The organism is Noviherbaspirillum malthae (assembly GCF_015352985.1).
Classification (GTDB): Bacteria; Pseudomonadota; Gammaproteobacteria; order Burkholderiales; family Burkholderiaceae_D; genus Noviherbaspirillum; species Noviherbaspirillum malthae.
In genome coordinates this window covers 514,622-528,681 of record NZ_JACYXF010000002.1, presented here as the reverse complement: position 1 = coordinate 528,681, position 14,060 = coordinate 514,622, and the positions used below count along the sequence as shown (strand labels likewise).

Here is a 14,060-nt window from a genome sequence, read left to right as displayed (position 1 = left end):
GTCTCCCGCACGACTCACAACAGGCCTTTTACGCGTTGCAAGGCGCATGAGCACATGCGGATTGACATGCCTGCATTCTCATCGGGAGATCGCGCACATGAGTACCTTTCCTAGATACGCGCTGTCAGATGTCCATTGACGACGCGCACCTTGTCGCCCGTCGACCATGCCGGCTGCCGATTGAATGGAAAGGAACGGACCACACCATCATTCATGCGGACCCTGACCTGATAGGTGGTAGTGGCCCGGGTGCGCTTTTCCACTTCATTACCGGCATAGCCGCCCCCGACCGCGCCTGCGACTGTCGCAATCTTGCGACCGCTGCCGCCGCCGATCTGGTTGCCCAGCACGCCGCCCAGCACCGCGCCGGCCACCATGCCGACTCCGCTGGGCTGGGCCGCTTGCTGGATCGCCTGTACGGATTCGACTCGTCCGCAACTCTTGCAGGCTGCAGGCGCCTGCGCGACCATGCCGAACTGGCGTGCGCCATGGTGCGGCGTTCCGGATTGATGAGAGGGCGATGGCTGCCTGTGCTCGACTTTGGCATCCGCATCAGCTTGGGAAATATTGCTGACCGCACGCGTGTCTGTCTGCTCGCGTTCGAGCAGGGCGGCCGGCGAAGTTGCAGCTGCCGCCGCGCCGATGGAACTGCTGACCGTGGCGCCAGGCGCGGACAAGCCGGAAGTTGGACTTGAGCTGTGGGAGTTGGGGATCATTCCCGTCATTGCCGCAACGCCGGTCAGGCTTACCAACATGACGGAAACGGCGGCACCTGCGACCAGCGGGTGAATGCGGCTTGTTGTCTTGTCGCTTTCCATGCTGTCCTCCTTTAAAGATTGCTGTCGTGTGCGTCTATGCTTCAAACGGTACCCGTGACAGCTCGAAATCATTATCGGAGTTGGGCCTTGGAAATCAAATGCATCTAATGTGTAAGCTGTAATGCTTTGTAAGCCGTTTGCGCTAGCTCAGAGGCCAAGGCGGGGCAGATAGCGGAAGAGGGCAAGATGACAGGCGTGTATGCGTCGTAGCGAAAAAAGAGCGGAAATGCAGCATCCGCTCTTTTCTGATGTGTATGTTGATTTGCCCGTTTGCAAAACTGCGAGAGCCGGAACGGATTCCGGCGCGGGCGAAAGCTCAATCTTCCTTGCGGAGATGAGGGAAGAGAATGACGTCGCGGATATTGGGAGAGTCGGTGATCAGCATCATCAGGCGGTCGATGCCGATGCCGCAGCCACCGGTGGGAGGCATGCCGTATTCCAATGCGCGGATATAGTCGGCATCGTAATACATGGCTTCTTCATCTCCCGCATCCTTGGCCGCCACCTGCGCCTGGAAGCGCGCAGCCTGGTCTTCCGGGTCATTCAGCTCCGAGAAGCCGTTGGCGATCTCGCGGCCGGTAATGAAGAGCTCGAAGCGCTCGGTGATGCCGGGTACGGTATCCGATGCACGGGCGAGCGGCGACACTTCAACCGGGTAATCGATGATGTAGGTTGGTTCCCACAGCTGCGATTCGGCAGTTTCCTCAAACAGGGCAAGCTGCAGGGCGCCCAGGCCGGACGTGGCAAGCGGCTCCACGCCGAACTTCTTCAGTTCGGCCTTGAGGAAGGTCGCATCCTGCAGCTGCGCATTCGTGTAATGCGGCGCAAATTTGTTGATCGCCTCGACGATGGTCATGCGATGGAAGGGTTTGCCAAGGTCGAGCTCCTTGCCCTGATAGGTCAGCTGCGCGGTGCCGTGCGCATCGATCGCAGCCTGGCGGATTACTGCCTCGGTGAAGTCCATCAGCCACTTGTAGTCTACATAGGCGGCGTAGAACTCCATCATGGTGAATTCCGGATTGTGCCGCGGCGACACGCCTTCGTTACGGAAGTTGCGGTTGACTTCGAACACGCGGTCGAAGCCGCCCACGACCAGACGCTTCAGGTAAAGCTCGGGCGCAATGCGCAGGAACATCTGCATGTCGAGCGCATTGTGATGGGTGATGAAAGGCTTGGCCGCAGCACCGCCCGGAATCGGATGCAGCATTGGCGTCTCGACTTCCATGAAGCCGTTATCCGACATGAAGCGGCGGATCGACGACATGGCAGCGGTACGGGCCTTGAAGGTGCGGCGCGTTTCTTCGCTGGTAATGAGGTCGACATAGCGCTGGCGGTATTTCGTTTCCTGATCCGACAGGCCGTGAAACTTGTCGGGCAGCGGCCGCAGCGACTTGGTCAGCAGGCGGAGCACGGTCACCTTGACCGACAGTTCGCCGGTCTTGGTCTTGAACAGCACGCCTTCGGCACCGAGCAGGTCGCCCATGTCGTAATGCTTGAATGCGGCGTGCGTCGCTTCGCCGGCATTGTCATTCGTGATGTAGAGCTGGATGCGGCCTTCGGCATGGCGGCCGGAACCGTCCTGGATCGTTGCGAACGAGGCCTTGCCCATGACGCGCTTGAGCATCATGCGTCCGGCCACACTCACCTTGACCGGATTGGCATCGAGCTGTTCGTTGGTCAGTTCGCCGTACTGCGCGTGCAGGTCGGCGGCCTTGTGCTCGGGGCGGAAATCGTTGGGAAATGCAACGCCTTGTTCCCGCAAGGCGGCCAGCTTGGCGCGGCGCTCGGCGATGATGAAGTTTTCATCCTGTGCCGGCGCGGCGGTTTCGATTTGATTTGTCATTTGAATTTTGCGTGTTTGGGCAAGTGGCTCTGTGCTCGGTTTGAAACGGCGTCTCACACACCCTGTTTCAGCGACGCGGCGATGAAATCGTCCAGGTCTCCGTCAAGCACGGCCTTGGTATTGCCGACTTCATGATTGGTGCGCAGATCCTTGATGCGCGACTGGTCCAGCACATAGGAGCGGATCTGATGGCCCCAGCCGATGTCGGTCTTGGCATCTTCCATCTTCTGCTGCTCGCTCATGCGCTTTCGCAGTTCGAGTTCGTACAGGCGCGACTTCAGCATGGCCCACGCTTCGGCGCGGTTGCGGTGCTGGCTGCGGTCGTTCTGGCACTGCACGACGATGCCCGAGGGCGCATGCGTCAGGCGCACCGCGGAGTCGGTCTTGTTGATGTGCTGGCCGCCAGCGCCTGACGCGCGGAAGGTGTCGATGCGCACGTCCGCCGGGTTGATGTCGATCTCGATCGATTCATCGACTTCCGGATAGACGAAGACGCTGGAGAAGGAAGTGTGGCGGCCGTTGGCCGAATCGAAGGGCGACTTGCGCACGAGGCGATGCACGCCGCTTTCGGTGCGCAGGAAGCCGTAGGCATATTCGCCTTCGACCTTGATGGTCGCAGTCTTGATGCCGGCCACTTCGCCTTCGGATTCTTCAAGGATTTCGGTCTTGAAACCCTTGCGCTCGCAGTAGCGCAGATACTGGCGCAGCAGCATCGATGCCCAATCCTGGGCTTCCGTGCCGCCGGCACCGGCCTGAATATCGATAAAGCAATTGTTGGGGTCCATCGGATTGGCAAACATCCGGCGGAATTCCATGCCTTCGACCATGGTCCGCAGTTCGGCTGCGTCCTGTTCGATGGCCAGCAGGGTATCTTCATCCTGCTCTTCCCGGGCCATGTCGAACAGATCGCGCGCATCGCCGAGATCCGCATCGATCTTGATCAGGGTGAGGACGATGGCCTCTAGGGATTTCTTTTCCTTGCCGAGATCCTGCGCGCGCTTGGGATCATTCCAGACGCTGGGATCTTCGAGTTCGGCGTTGACTTGTTCGAGTTTCTCCGACTTCACATCGAAGTCAAAGATACCTCCGAAGTTCTGCTGCGCGGGTAGACAGGTCCGCAAGCAGCGAGGAGAGGGAGTTGAGGCGTTCGGCTTCCATGGCAGTATCTCTTGCAATCAAACCTTACATTATACCCGAGGGGCAAGGCCTTCAAGACGAATGCGGCCGGAAATTTAAGAGGCGGCTCGTTTTGATCCTCTTGGCCCAGCCTGTGCGGTCGACGAATCAGGCCGGCTGGGCATGCTCCACCAGCAATTGCACCCTGGTTACGCCGTTGAATTCGTTCGCATCGAGACGATAGGCTACAAGCGCGCGCTCGGGCAGGTCATCGGTTCGCCCGAACCAGATCGCATCAAAACGCCTGCCGTCCTTTTCCAGTGTCAGTTTGAGATGTTTTTCCTTGAGGATACGCTGGCTGATGACGCGGAATTCGTCGCAAAAAACCGGCGGCGCGAATCCCTGGCCCCAGACCTGGCTGTCGATCAGTTCGATGAACTGCGGCGTGAAATACGCCTCTTCCAGCGGGCCGTCGGTTTCTACGATGCGCTCAAGCTGATGCTCGGTCAGCCATTCTCGTCCCACGGTTTCGAATGCCTCAGAAAAGGCGCCGAAGGCTTCGGCCGGAATGGTCAGGCCGGCGGCCATCGCATGCCCACCGAATTTCTGGATGAGGCTCGGCGCTTGCTTGGAGACAAGATCGAGCGCGTCGCGCAGGTGGAAACCGGCGATCGAGCGGCCGGAGCCCTTGATCAGGCCGTCGCCGCCCGGGGCGAAGGTGATGGTCGGCCGATAGAACTTGTCCTTCAGGCGAGAGGCGACGATGCCGATCACGCCCTGGTGCCAGGATTCGTCAAAGACGCTGATCGTCGTGCTGTTCGCCGGTTCGAAGGCGTCGAGCAGGCTGAGCGCAGTATCCTGCATGCCGGCTTCAATGTCGCGCCGCTCGCGGTTGATGGTGTCGAGCTGCTGGGCGATGGCCCAGGCGCGGCCTTCGTCGTCGGTGGTCAGGCATTCGATGCCGAGCGACATGTCGGCCAGGCGGCCGGCGGCATTCAGGCGCGGGCCGAGGGCGAAGCCTAGATCGAAAGGCGTGGCGCGCCGCGCTTCACGGCCGGCCGCGCGGAACAGGGCGGCAATGCCCGGCTGCATGCGGCCGGCGCGCATGCGCTTGAGGCCTTGGGCGACCAGGATGCGGTTGTTCGCATCCAGCTTGACCACATCGGCCACGGTGCCTAGCGCCACGAGGTCGAGCAAGCTGTCCAGCTTGGGTTGCGTCTGTGCATCGAACAGTCCGCGCCTGCGCATTTCGGCACGCAGCGCGAGCAGGACATAAAACATCACGCCGACGCCCGCCAGGTTCTTGCTCGGGAAGCCGCACGAAGGCTGGTTGGGATTCACGATCACGCGCGCATCCGGCAGCCTGTCGCCGGGCAGATGGTGGTCCGTGACGACGACATCGATTCCCCGGCGCTTGGCTTCCTCGACGCCTTCGATGCTGGCAATGCCATTGTCGACGGTGATGATGACGTCGGGAGAGGTTTCCCTGATAGCGAGTTCGACGATCTCCGGCGTCAGGCCGTAGCCGTATTCGAAACGGTTCGGCACGATGTAATCGATACGCGCTCCGAGGGCGCGCAAGCCGCGCAGCGCGACGGCGCATGCGGTGGCACCGTCGCAGTCATAGTCGGCAACCACAACCATTTTCTTGCCGCCGGCGATGGCGTCGGCAAGATAACCCGCTGCCGCGTCGATGTGCAGCAGGCCGGAGGGCGTGATCAGCGAAGCAAGTTCGCTCGACAGCTCGCGCGCGTCGGCGAGGCCGCGCGCCGCGTAGAGCCGCGCCAGCACGGGATGCACGCCTTGCTGGCGCAGCATTTCGGCTTGGCGGAAAGAGTAATTGCGGGCTGCGATGCGGGTCATGTGCTCAATAAGGCAAGATTGGGTTTGATCCAGAATTTTCGCAGCGACGACCGGGAGGCGGTAGAGCGGAAAAGGCGGGAGTCATTGGTGAAGATCAGGTTCAGTACATCCATTTTTCCGGATTTGAGGCCCTCGTGCAATGGCGCGAACCAGTCGCTTTCCAGCCGCTTGAAAACATCTATCCATGCCGCCCAGTCATTCGACAGTGCCGGTTCGACAAGGTCTTCCAGGGCGAGCAGGGCCGGTTCGCCCTCCGCCGCAGCCAGGTCGGCGACGGATGCCGCCTTCAAGCGTTTCGACGCCGACTCCGCAACGGCGGCCATCCAGGGGCTCAGGTTGAACGCCGCACGGTAAGGCGATGCGCCGCCGTGAGCCGCCGCCTCGGATCCGCCCCACAGCCATAGCGAATTGACAGGCTTGAGACCGCGATCTTCGCGCTCCTGGTTGAGCGAATGCTGGAACCAGTGCATCTGCACTTCGTTCTGCACCTTGCGCCATTCGCGTTCGCCGGAACCGCGCGGCATCCAGATGTCGATGTTGTGTCCGCCGGCGGCGTCGGGCGACGAGGTTTTCAAGTCGGCCCAGTCGTCGGAGCGCAGCAGCCAGGTGCTTGCGTTGCAGTAGCGCAAATCCCGGCCGCCTTCATCGAACAAAGGTTTTGCGATTTCAAACAGGTTGCGGGATTCCGTTTCCGTTAGCATTAGGTGGCGCGGGTCGGTGAGAACCAAATGGTCGCGCGCGATGTGGATATGCACCGGCTGCAGCACGAACCACACGCCTTCGTCCGCTGCGGCGCCCGTGGCGCGAAGCAGCTGGGCGCCGACCGGCGGACTGCCGCCGCGCTCGAGCTGTTGGAGCAGTCCGAAACGGCGGACGAGCCAGCTCTCGTGCGGAAGGGCGCGCGCAAACTCGTCGAAGCGTTCATGCCGGTTCGCGGCAGGTTCCGACTTGGCGCGGGAGAGAAGGGTCGCGAGGGCGGGGGCTTCGATCTCCCGAAACAGGTCGGGCGCGAGTTCGGCTGGCGGAAGGGAAAACGGAATCAGGATATCGAGATGACTCATTGCGTGATTGTATGGCAAACTGCGCTGTTTATCGGAAGTTGTCATTCCATCCACATCATGCCGGCACAACCGGGCCGTATCGCACGATGAGCAGCTTTTATTGATTCGGCCCGAAAAATGGTTCATTTTTCGGGCTGCTGATTTCACCCTCTCCCCCTGGGAGAGGGTTGGAGTGAGGGGATCCGGCTCAACCTGTTTTCGGGCCGGATCTATAACAGGGAGTGTTATTTGAGTATCGTCAAGAATCTGCCGTTCGAATGGCTGGTCGGCCTGCGCTATACGCGGGCCGGGCGCCGCAGCGGCCGCAACAGTTTCATCTCTTTCATTTCGCTGATTTCCATGGCGGGCATTGCGCTCGGTGTCGCGGCGCTCATCGTGGTCCTGTCGGTGATGAACGGCTTCCAGAAGGAAGTGCGGGACCGCATGCTGTCGGTGCTTTCGCATATCGAGGTCTACGACGCCACCGGCAGCCTGCCCGACTGGCAGGTCACGGCGAAGGAGGCGATGCAGGTTCCCGAGGTGAAGGGTGCCGCTCCTTATGTGGCGGCGCAGGCGATGATGACGCGCGACGATACGGTGCGCGGCGTCATCATTCGCGGCGTGCTTCCGCAGGAGGAGCCGAAAGTGTCGGATGTTGCCTCCCAGGTCAAGGAGGGCAGCTTCAACAATTTGCGTTCGGGCGAATTCAATATCGTGCTGGGGCGCGAGCTCGCACGCGGCCTGCATGTCAATGTCGGCGACAAGGTCACCATGATCGCGCCGCAGGGGCAGATCACGCCGGCGGGGGTGCTTCCGCGGCTCAAGCAGTTCACGGTGGGCGGCATCTTCGAAGCCGGTCATCATGAATACGATTCCGGGCTGGCTTTCATTCACATCGACGACGCAATGCGCATGTTCAAGCTGGAGGCGCCGTCCGGCCTTCGCCTGCGCGTCGAGGACATGCAGCGCGCGCCCGAGGTGGCGCTGACGCTGTCCAAGGTCCTCCACGGCAATCTGTACATCCTCGACTGGTCCAAGCAGAACCGGACCTGGTTTGCGGCGGTGCAGACCGAAAAGCGCATGATGTTCATCATCCTGACGCTGATCATTGCGGTTGCCGCCTTCAACCTGGTGTCCACGCTGGTCATGACCGTCACCGACAAGCAGGCGGATATCGCGATCCTGCGTACTCTCGGCGCCTCGCCCGCATCGATCCTGAAAATATTCATGATCCAGGGAGCGATGGTCGGCCTGCTGGGCACGGCCATCGGCGTTGGACTGGGCGTGCTGGTGGCGCTCAACATCGATGTCATCGTTCCCTTCATCGAACGCCTGCTCGGCGTGCAGTTCCTGTCCAAGGAAATCTATCTGATCACCGAGCTGCCTTCGGACTTGCGCTGGCCCGACGTCTGGACCATCGGCGGCGTCGCCGTGGTGCTGGCCTTCGTCGCCACCCTGTATCCGAGCTGGCGCGCAGCCAATGTGCGTCCGGCCGAAGCGCTGCGTTATGAATGAAGCGGAGGCAATGAAGATGGATCAAACAGTATTGACTTGCCGCGGCCTTTCCAAGACCTATACCCAGGGCAAGTATTCGGTGAGCGTGCTCCGGGACATCGACTTCAGCATATCGAAAGGCGAGCGGGTCGCCATCGTGGGCGCATCCGGCTCCGGCAAGTCGACGCTGCTGCATCTGCTGGGCGGACTGGATACGCCGAGCAGCGGCAGCGTGACGCTGCTCGGCAAGGACTTCGCCGGCATGAGCGAAAGCGCGCGCGGCGCGGTGCGCAATTCCTCGCTGGGCTTCGTTTATCAGTTTCATCATCTGCTGCCGGAATTTTCTGCGCTGGACAATGTCGGCATGCCGCTGATGATCCGGCGCACCGCCCGGGCGCAAGCGCACGAGGCGGCGGAAAAGATGCTGGCGCGCGTCGGACTGGCGGCGCGGGTGGCGCATGTGCCCGGAGAGCTGTCCGGCGGCGAGCGGCAGCGCGTGGCGCTGGCGCGCGCCCTGGTTACCCAGCCGGCCTGCGTGCTAGCCGACGAGCCGACCGGCAACCTCGACCGCGTGACCGCGCACAAGACCTTCGACCTCATGCTCGAATTGTCGCGCACGCTCGGCACCGCTTTCGTGATCGTCACCCATGACATCGAGCTTGCGCGCCATTGCGACCGCGTGCTGCACTTGTCCGAAGATGGCTTGCATCCCCATGTGGATTGACACGCATTGCCACCTCGACGCCGCCGAATTCGCCGGGGATGCGGCGGGTGTTGCGTCGAGGGCCGGACAGCAGGGCGTCTCGATGATCGTCATTCCGGCAATCGCCGTCGACAACTTCGCTACCGTGCGAAGGCTCGCGGCGGAAAACCCGAACTGCAGCTATGCGCTCGGCATCCATCCCATCTTCGTGCCGCAGGCGAAGGAAAGCGATCTCGTCGAACTGCGCAATACGGTCGAGGCGGCAATGAACGATTCCCGCCTGGTGGCGATAGGCGAGATCGGCCTGGACTTCTTTCTTCCGCAACTGACACAGAGTCCGCTGCGCGAGAAGCAGGAGCATTTCTATAGCGAGCAATTGAAAATCGCGCGCGACTTCGATCTGCCTGTGCTGCTGCATGTGCGGCGTTCACAGGACGTGGTGCTCAAGTACCTGCGGCGGATTGAAGTGCGAGGCGGCATCGCCCATGCCTTCAACGGCAGTTTCCAGCAGGCCGAAGAATTCATCCGGCGCGGCTTCAAGCTCGGTTTCGGCGGTGCCATGACCTTCACGCGCGCGCTGCAGATACGGCGGCTCGCCACCGATCTTCCGGAAGATGCGCTGGTGCTCGAAACCGACGCGCCCGATATTTCCCCCGCCTGGCTGCATCCGGCGCGCAACAGCCCGGAGCAGCTTCCCGCGATCGGCCGCGTTCTGGCGGAGCTGCGCGGCGTGGATGAGCAGCACATCGCCGGCGTGACCGCGCGCAATGCGCACGCTGTCCTGCCCAGATTGTCCGCAATCTCCTGAAGCTAGATGCGCAGCACGCTCATCGGCTTCGCGGCAGGCGCAGCGTTGCAGCAGCACCAGGCGTTTCTGCCGCAGAGGGCCTGGCTTTTCCTGGCAATCGCTATTGCGATACTTCTCCTCGTTTTCACTAGCGCGCGCATGCGTGTTTTGAGTGTTTCAAGGCTCGGCAATCCTTATGCGCGTTGCTCGCTGATGCTTGCGTGCGGTGCGGCTTTGGGTTTCGCCTGGGCCGGATTGTTTGCGCATCATTATCTTGAAGACGAACTTGGCAGGGATTGGGAGGGCAGGGATGTGACCGTGATCGGTACCATTGACAGCCTGCCCTATGCCTTTGCGCAGGGCGTGCGCTTCAACCTGTCGGTGGAGCAGGTGGTTCAGCCGGAAGCCGCGGCAGGCGCCGTGCCACGCCGCCTTGCACTCTCTTGGTACTGGACGCAGGACATGGAGAGAGGACGGCAGGCAGCCGCATTGCAGCCAGGGGAGCGCTGGCAGCTGACTGTCCGCCTTAGACGGCCTCACGGCAACGCCAATCCCTACGGCTTCGATTACGAAGCTTGGCTGCTTGAGCAGGACCTGCGTGCGACCGGCTATGTCAGGGCGGATGCGAAATCCTCCTTCAAGAACCATCGCCTGAACGATTTCGTGCCGGGTGTCGGCAATGCCGTCGAGCGCTGCAGAGCGTGGCTGCGCTCCCGCATCGAGACTGTGCTGGAAGGCAAGGAGTATGCAGGCGTGGTGGTTGCGCTGGTCATCGGAGATCAGCGCTCGGTCACGCAGGATGACTGGCAGGTATTCAATCGCACCGGCATCGGCCATCTGATCTCGATATCCGGTCTGCATATCACGATGATTTCCGGTCTGGTGGCGGCGCTGTTCGCGGCGCTCTGGCGGCGTTCCTTCTTCATCGGCACCAGTTTGCCCTTGCTCCTGCCGGCCCAGAAAGCGGCAGCGCTGGCGGGACTGTGCGCCGCCTTGCTTTATGTGGCGCTCGCCGGATTCGGCGTGCCCGCGCAGCGCACCCTGTACATGCTTGCGGTGGTTGCGCTGGCGCTGTGGTCTGGGCGCATCACCGATGTGTCGCACGTGCTCTGCCTGGCGCTGGGCGTCGTCTTGCTGCTCGATCCCTGGGCGGTACTCTGGCCGGGGTTCTGGCTGTCGTTCGGCGCCGTGGCCATCCTGCTGTTCGCTTCCACCGGGCGACTGGCCTCACATGGCGATGCAGCCAGTGCCGACTGTGGCAACAGCACCAGCCGGCGTTTGCTGAGCGGATTGAAGTCGGCGAGCCACTTGCAATATGTCGTGACCATAGGTCTGGTACCTCTCACATTGCTGCTCTTCGGCAGGATTTCCCTGGTGAGCCCGGCCGCCAACGCCGTCGCGATCCCCCTGATCAGTTTCATCGTCACGCCCTTGTCGCTGCTGGGCGCCATTCTGCCCGTCGCGCCGGGCGACTGGATGCTGATCGCCGCGCATGCATGCATTTCCTGGCTGGCTGAAGTATTGAAATGGCTTAGCGCGTCATCGTTTGCGGTATGGAGCACACCGTCGCCGCCGTGGTGGGCGTTTGCTCTCGCGCTCGCTGGTACGCTCTGGCTGCTGGCGCCGCGCGGATGGCCGATGTGCTGGATGGGAGCGATCTGCCTGTTGCCGGTACTTTTGACTGTGCCGTCACGGCCGCCGGACGGACAATTGTGGCTTACCGCATTCGATGTGGGGCAGGGCACGGCGGTGCTGATCGAAACGCCGCGCCACCGCATGCTGTACGACACCGGGCCCGCCTATTCGGCGGAATCCGATGGCGGCAACCGCGTCGTGCTTCCCTATCTGGCGGGCCGCGGCATCGGCAGCCTCGACTTGATGATCTCGCACAGCGACAACGACCACTCCGGCGGTGCGCTATCCATCCTCGATGAAATCGATGTGGCCAATGTCTCGTCTTCGCTGCCAGCCGATCATCCCATCGTGCAGAGGACAAGGCATCACCGGCGCTGCGAGCAAGGCGATGCCTGGACCTGGGACGGTATCCGCTTCGAATTGCTGCATCCCGAGACCGCCAGCTATGAATTCAGCAAGCTCAAGCCGAACGCCCGCAGCTGCACCCTCAGGATCAGCGTCGGCCGGCATGCGGTGCTGCTGCCCGGCGATATCGAGGCGGCGCAGGAACTGGCGCTGGTCAGGCATGACCCCGAGCGCCTCCGCGCTTCGGTCCTGCTGGCGCCGCATCACGGCAGCGGTACCTCCTCGACGCCGCAGTTCCTCGCCGCGGTCAATCCGGAGCTGGCCCTGTTCCAGGTGGGCTACCGCAACCGCTACCGCCATCCCAAGGCGGAAGTCTACGAGCGCTACGCGGACATGGGAGTACGGCGCCTGCGCAGCGATGAGTCCGGCGCGGTCAGGATCGTGTTCGGTGATGGCATTGAAGTGCAGGAGCACCGCCGCGAACGCGCACGCTATTGGCAGGACTTGCCGAGGCTGGATGAAGCCACCCGCACGGCCCCCGCGCAGGAAGGGGGAACGGATTGAGGCAATCGAATTACAATCGAAGTCTTTTTGACAATTCGGCGTTCGGGTATTTCCCGGCGGCGGATTCCTGATCTTGCGTTATAGACCTTCCCGATGAAACGACCTTACCTGCATTTCGCCCACGCAAACAGTTATCCGGCAGGTACCTATCGTGTCTTCTTCGAGCATCTGCAGCAGCACTACGAAGTGCAGGCGCTCGACATGCATGCCCATAATCCTGCCTACCCGGTCACCAACGGCTGGCCCAAACTGGTGGAGGAACTGATCGACGAACTCCAGTCCCGATACCGCGAGCCCGTTATCCTGGTCGGCCACTCCCTGGGCGGCATGCTCAGCCTGATGGCCGCCAAGGCGCGGCCCGACCTGGTGCGCTGCGTCGTGCTGCTCGATTCGCCCGTCGTCGCCGGATGGCGCGCCACGCTGCTGCGCGTGGCGAAGAAGATCGGCGCCGACAAGAAGTTTTCGCCTGCCAGATTTTCCGAACACCGCCGCAACCACTGGCCGGATGCGGAAGCCGCCTACCAGCATTACGCCGCCAAGCCAATGTTTGCCGCATGGCCTGAAGCGGTCCTGCGCGACTATATCGCCCATGGCATCGAGCCGCATGCCGACGGCGGCGTGACGCTCAGGTTCACCCGAGAGACCGAGACCGCGGTCTACCGCAGCCTGCCCCACCACCTCGGCCGTCTTGTCCGCCGCGGCTTTCCGGTGCCGGTCGGGTTCGTCGGAGGAAAAGAGTCGGTCGAGTGCCGGCAGGCCGGGCTGCTGGCGACGCGCCGGCTGGTGGGCCGGCATTTCCGCCAGATCCCGGGCGGACATCTGTTCCCCATGGAGTCGCCGGCGCTGGCAGCCGGCGCCCTGCACGACATGATCAAATCCCTACTTCATTCATCCTGAGAGAGCTATGCGCATCCACTACACCAGGCGGTTCATCGGATTGGCAGGACTTCTTGCGGCCGGCATCGCGCAGGCCGGCACCGTCTCGGATTTCTTCGATGAATTCCTCAAGGCCAGGGCGGAAGGGCGCACGTCGACCATCGTCGGTATCGACAACGACACCCTGCTGCTGAACCGCGACGACGGGTTCTACACGAGCGGCATGAGCCTGGGCCAGGCGTCGACCTTGCGCGGGACGGACGGCGCGGCCACTTATGGCTGGCGCATCGCGCAGGAACTCTATACCGCCTCCGACATCAAGCTCCCGCCGGCGCAGTTCGGTCCTCCCGACCATCCTTATGCCGGCTGGCTCTACGGCGGCATCTTCAAGGAAATCCATCGCAACGACGGCACTTCGCTGCGCTACGGCCTCGATCTCGGATGCCTGGGACCGTGCGCGGGCGGACGCTGGACGCAGACGAATTTCCACCGGGTGATCGACCAGCCGCTGCCGCAGGGCTGGTCAAAACAGGTCAGGAATGAAGCGGGCATCGTTTTGCATGGTGAAATTACGCCGGTCCGCTGGCGCGTAGGGAATGCCTTCGACCTGGCGCCCACGATACAGGGGCGCCTCGGCAATATCTTTACCGACCTCGGCATCGGCCTGACGGCACGGGCCGGCAACCTGAACCTGCTGCCGCAGCAGCCCGCGCTCTACGGCTTCCTGCGCACCGACGTGCGTGCGGTCGGCTACAACGCTACCCTGCAGGGAGGTCTTTTCTCGAAAGACAACCCGCACACCGTCGATCCCAAGCGCGTCGTCGGCGAGGTGGAAGCCGGGGTGGTCTGGACGGGGCAGAACTTCGGCGCCCGGCTTGGACTGGTTCGCCGGAGTAATGAAATCCGCGATCTGCCCGATTCCCAAGGGGCGCAAAACTTTTTGCGGCTGCAAATCTCGTATACGCCATGACGCCTG

The 14,060-nt window shown here is 62.3% G+C and carries 11 protein-coding genes; 6 read left to right on the top strand and 5 right to left on the bottom strand.

Going from position 1 to position 14,060, the window contains the following annotated elements; all coding sequences use genetic code 11:
- Positions 1–110: 110 nt before the first annotated feature.
- The 5 genes from IGW03_RS06255 to IGW03_RS06235 all read right to left on the bottom strand — a co-directional run bounded on the left by IGW03_RS06255 (position 111) and on the right by IGW03_RS06235 (position 6,701).
- The gene (locus tag IGW03_RS06255) at positions 111–818 is read right to left on the bottom strand and encodes an outer membrane lipoprotein (RefSeq protein ID WP_194721635.1); all 708 of its coding nucleotides are present in this window, start codon (positions 816–818) and stop codon (positions 111–113) included.
- Positions 819–1,134: 316 nt separating this feature from the next.
- Complete coding sequence (gene lysS, locus IGW03_RS06250; protein ID WP_194721634.1) at positions 1,135–2,661, bottom strand: lysine--tRNA ligase; 1,527 nt, start codon at positions 2,659–2,661, stop codon at positions 1,135–1,137.
- A 53-nt stretch (positions 2,662–2,714) separates the two neighbouring features.
- A protein-coding gene (prfB, locus tag IGW03_RS06245) for a peptide chain release factor 2 (protein ID WP_194721633.1) occupies positions 2,715–3,819 on the bottom strand; the annotation gives its coding sequence in 2 pieces (ribosomal slippage) (positions 2,715–3,737 and positions 3,739–3,819; 1,104 coding nt in all).
- A 126-nt stretch (positions 3,820–3,945) separates the two neighbouring features.
- The gene (gene recJ, locus IGW03_RS06240) at positions 3,946–5,640 is read right to left on the bottom strand and encodes a single-stranded-DNA-specific exonuclease RecJ (protein WP_194721632.1); all 1,695 of its coding nucleotides are present in this window, start codon (positions 5,638–5,640) and stop codon (positions 3,946–3,948) included.
- Positions 5,637–6,701: a hypothetical protein gene (locus IGW03_RS06235; protein WP_194721631.1), complete on the bottom strand. Its 1,065-nt coding sequence runs from the start codon at positions 6,699–6,701 to the stop codon at positions 5,637–5,639. Before IGW03_RS06235 ends, recJ begins: the two co-directional genes overlap by 4 nt.
- A 228-nt stretch (positions 6,702–6,929) precedes the next feature.
- Here IGW03_RS06235 and IGW03_RS06230 point away from each other — a divergent pair, with 228 nt between their 5' ends.
- The 6 genes from IGW03_RS06230 to IGW03_RS06205 all read left to right on the top strand — a co-directional run bounded on the left by IGW03_RS06230 (position 6,930) and on the right by IGW03_RS06205 (position 14,054).
- Positions 6,930–8,195 carry a lipoprotein-releasing ABC transporter permease subunit gene (locus IGW03_RS06230; protein WP_194721630.1) on the top strand — a complete coding sequence of 422 codons (1,266 nt, stop codon included), beginning with the start codon at positions 6,930–6,932 and terminating at the stop codon, positions 8,193–8,195.
- A 16-nt stretch (positions 8,196–8,211) separates the two neighbouring features.
- Positions 8,212–8,898 carry a lipoprotein-releasing ABC transporter ATP-binding protein LolD gene (gene lolD / locus IGW03_RS06225; protein ID WP_194721629.1) on the top strand — a complete coding sequence of 229 codons (687 nt, stop codon included), beginning with the start codon at positions 8,212–8,214 and terminating at the stop codon, positions 8,896–8,898.
- Positions 8,888–9,685: a TatD family hydrolase gene (locus tag IGW03_RS06220; RefSeq protein WP_194721628.1), complete on the top strand. Its 798-nt coding sequence runs from the start codon at positions 8,888–8,890 to the stop codon at positions 9,683–9,685. Before lolD ends, IGW03_RS06220 begins: the two co-directional genes overlap by 11 nt.
- A 6-nt stretch (positions 9,686–9,691) precedes the next feature.
- On the top strand, positions 9,692–12,208 hold the full coding sequence (locus tag IGW03_RS06215; RefSeq protein ID WP_194721627.1) for a DNA internalization-related competence protein ComEC/Rec2: 2,517 nt from the start codon (positions 9,692–9,694) through the stop codon (positions 12,206–12,208).
- A 93-nt stretch (positions 12,209–12,301) separates the two neighbouring features.
- Positions 12,302–13,105, top strand: coding sequence for an alpha/beta fold hydrolase (locus tag IGW03_RS06210; protein WP_194721626.1), 804 nt, complete (start codon positions 12,302–12,304; stop codon positions 13,103–13,105).
- Between the two features lie 7 nt (positions 13,106–13,112).
- Positions 13,113–14,054, top strand: a complete 942-nt coding sequence (locus IGW03_RS06205; protein ID WP_194721625.1) for a lipid A deacylase LpxR family protein — start codon at positions 13,113–13,115, stop codon at positions 14,052–14,054.
- Positions 14,055–14,060 lie beyond the last annotated feature (6 nt).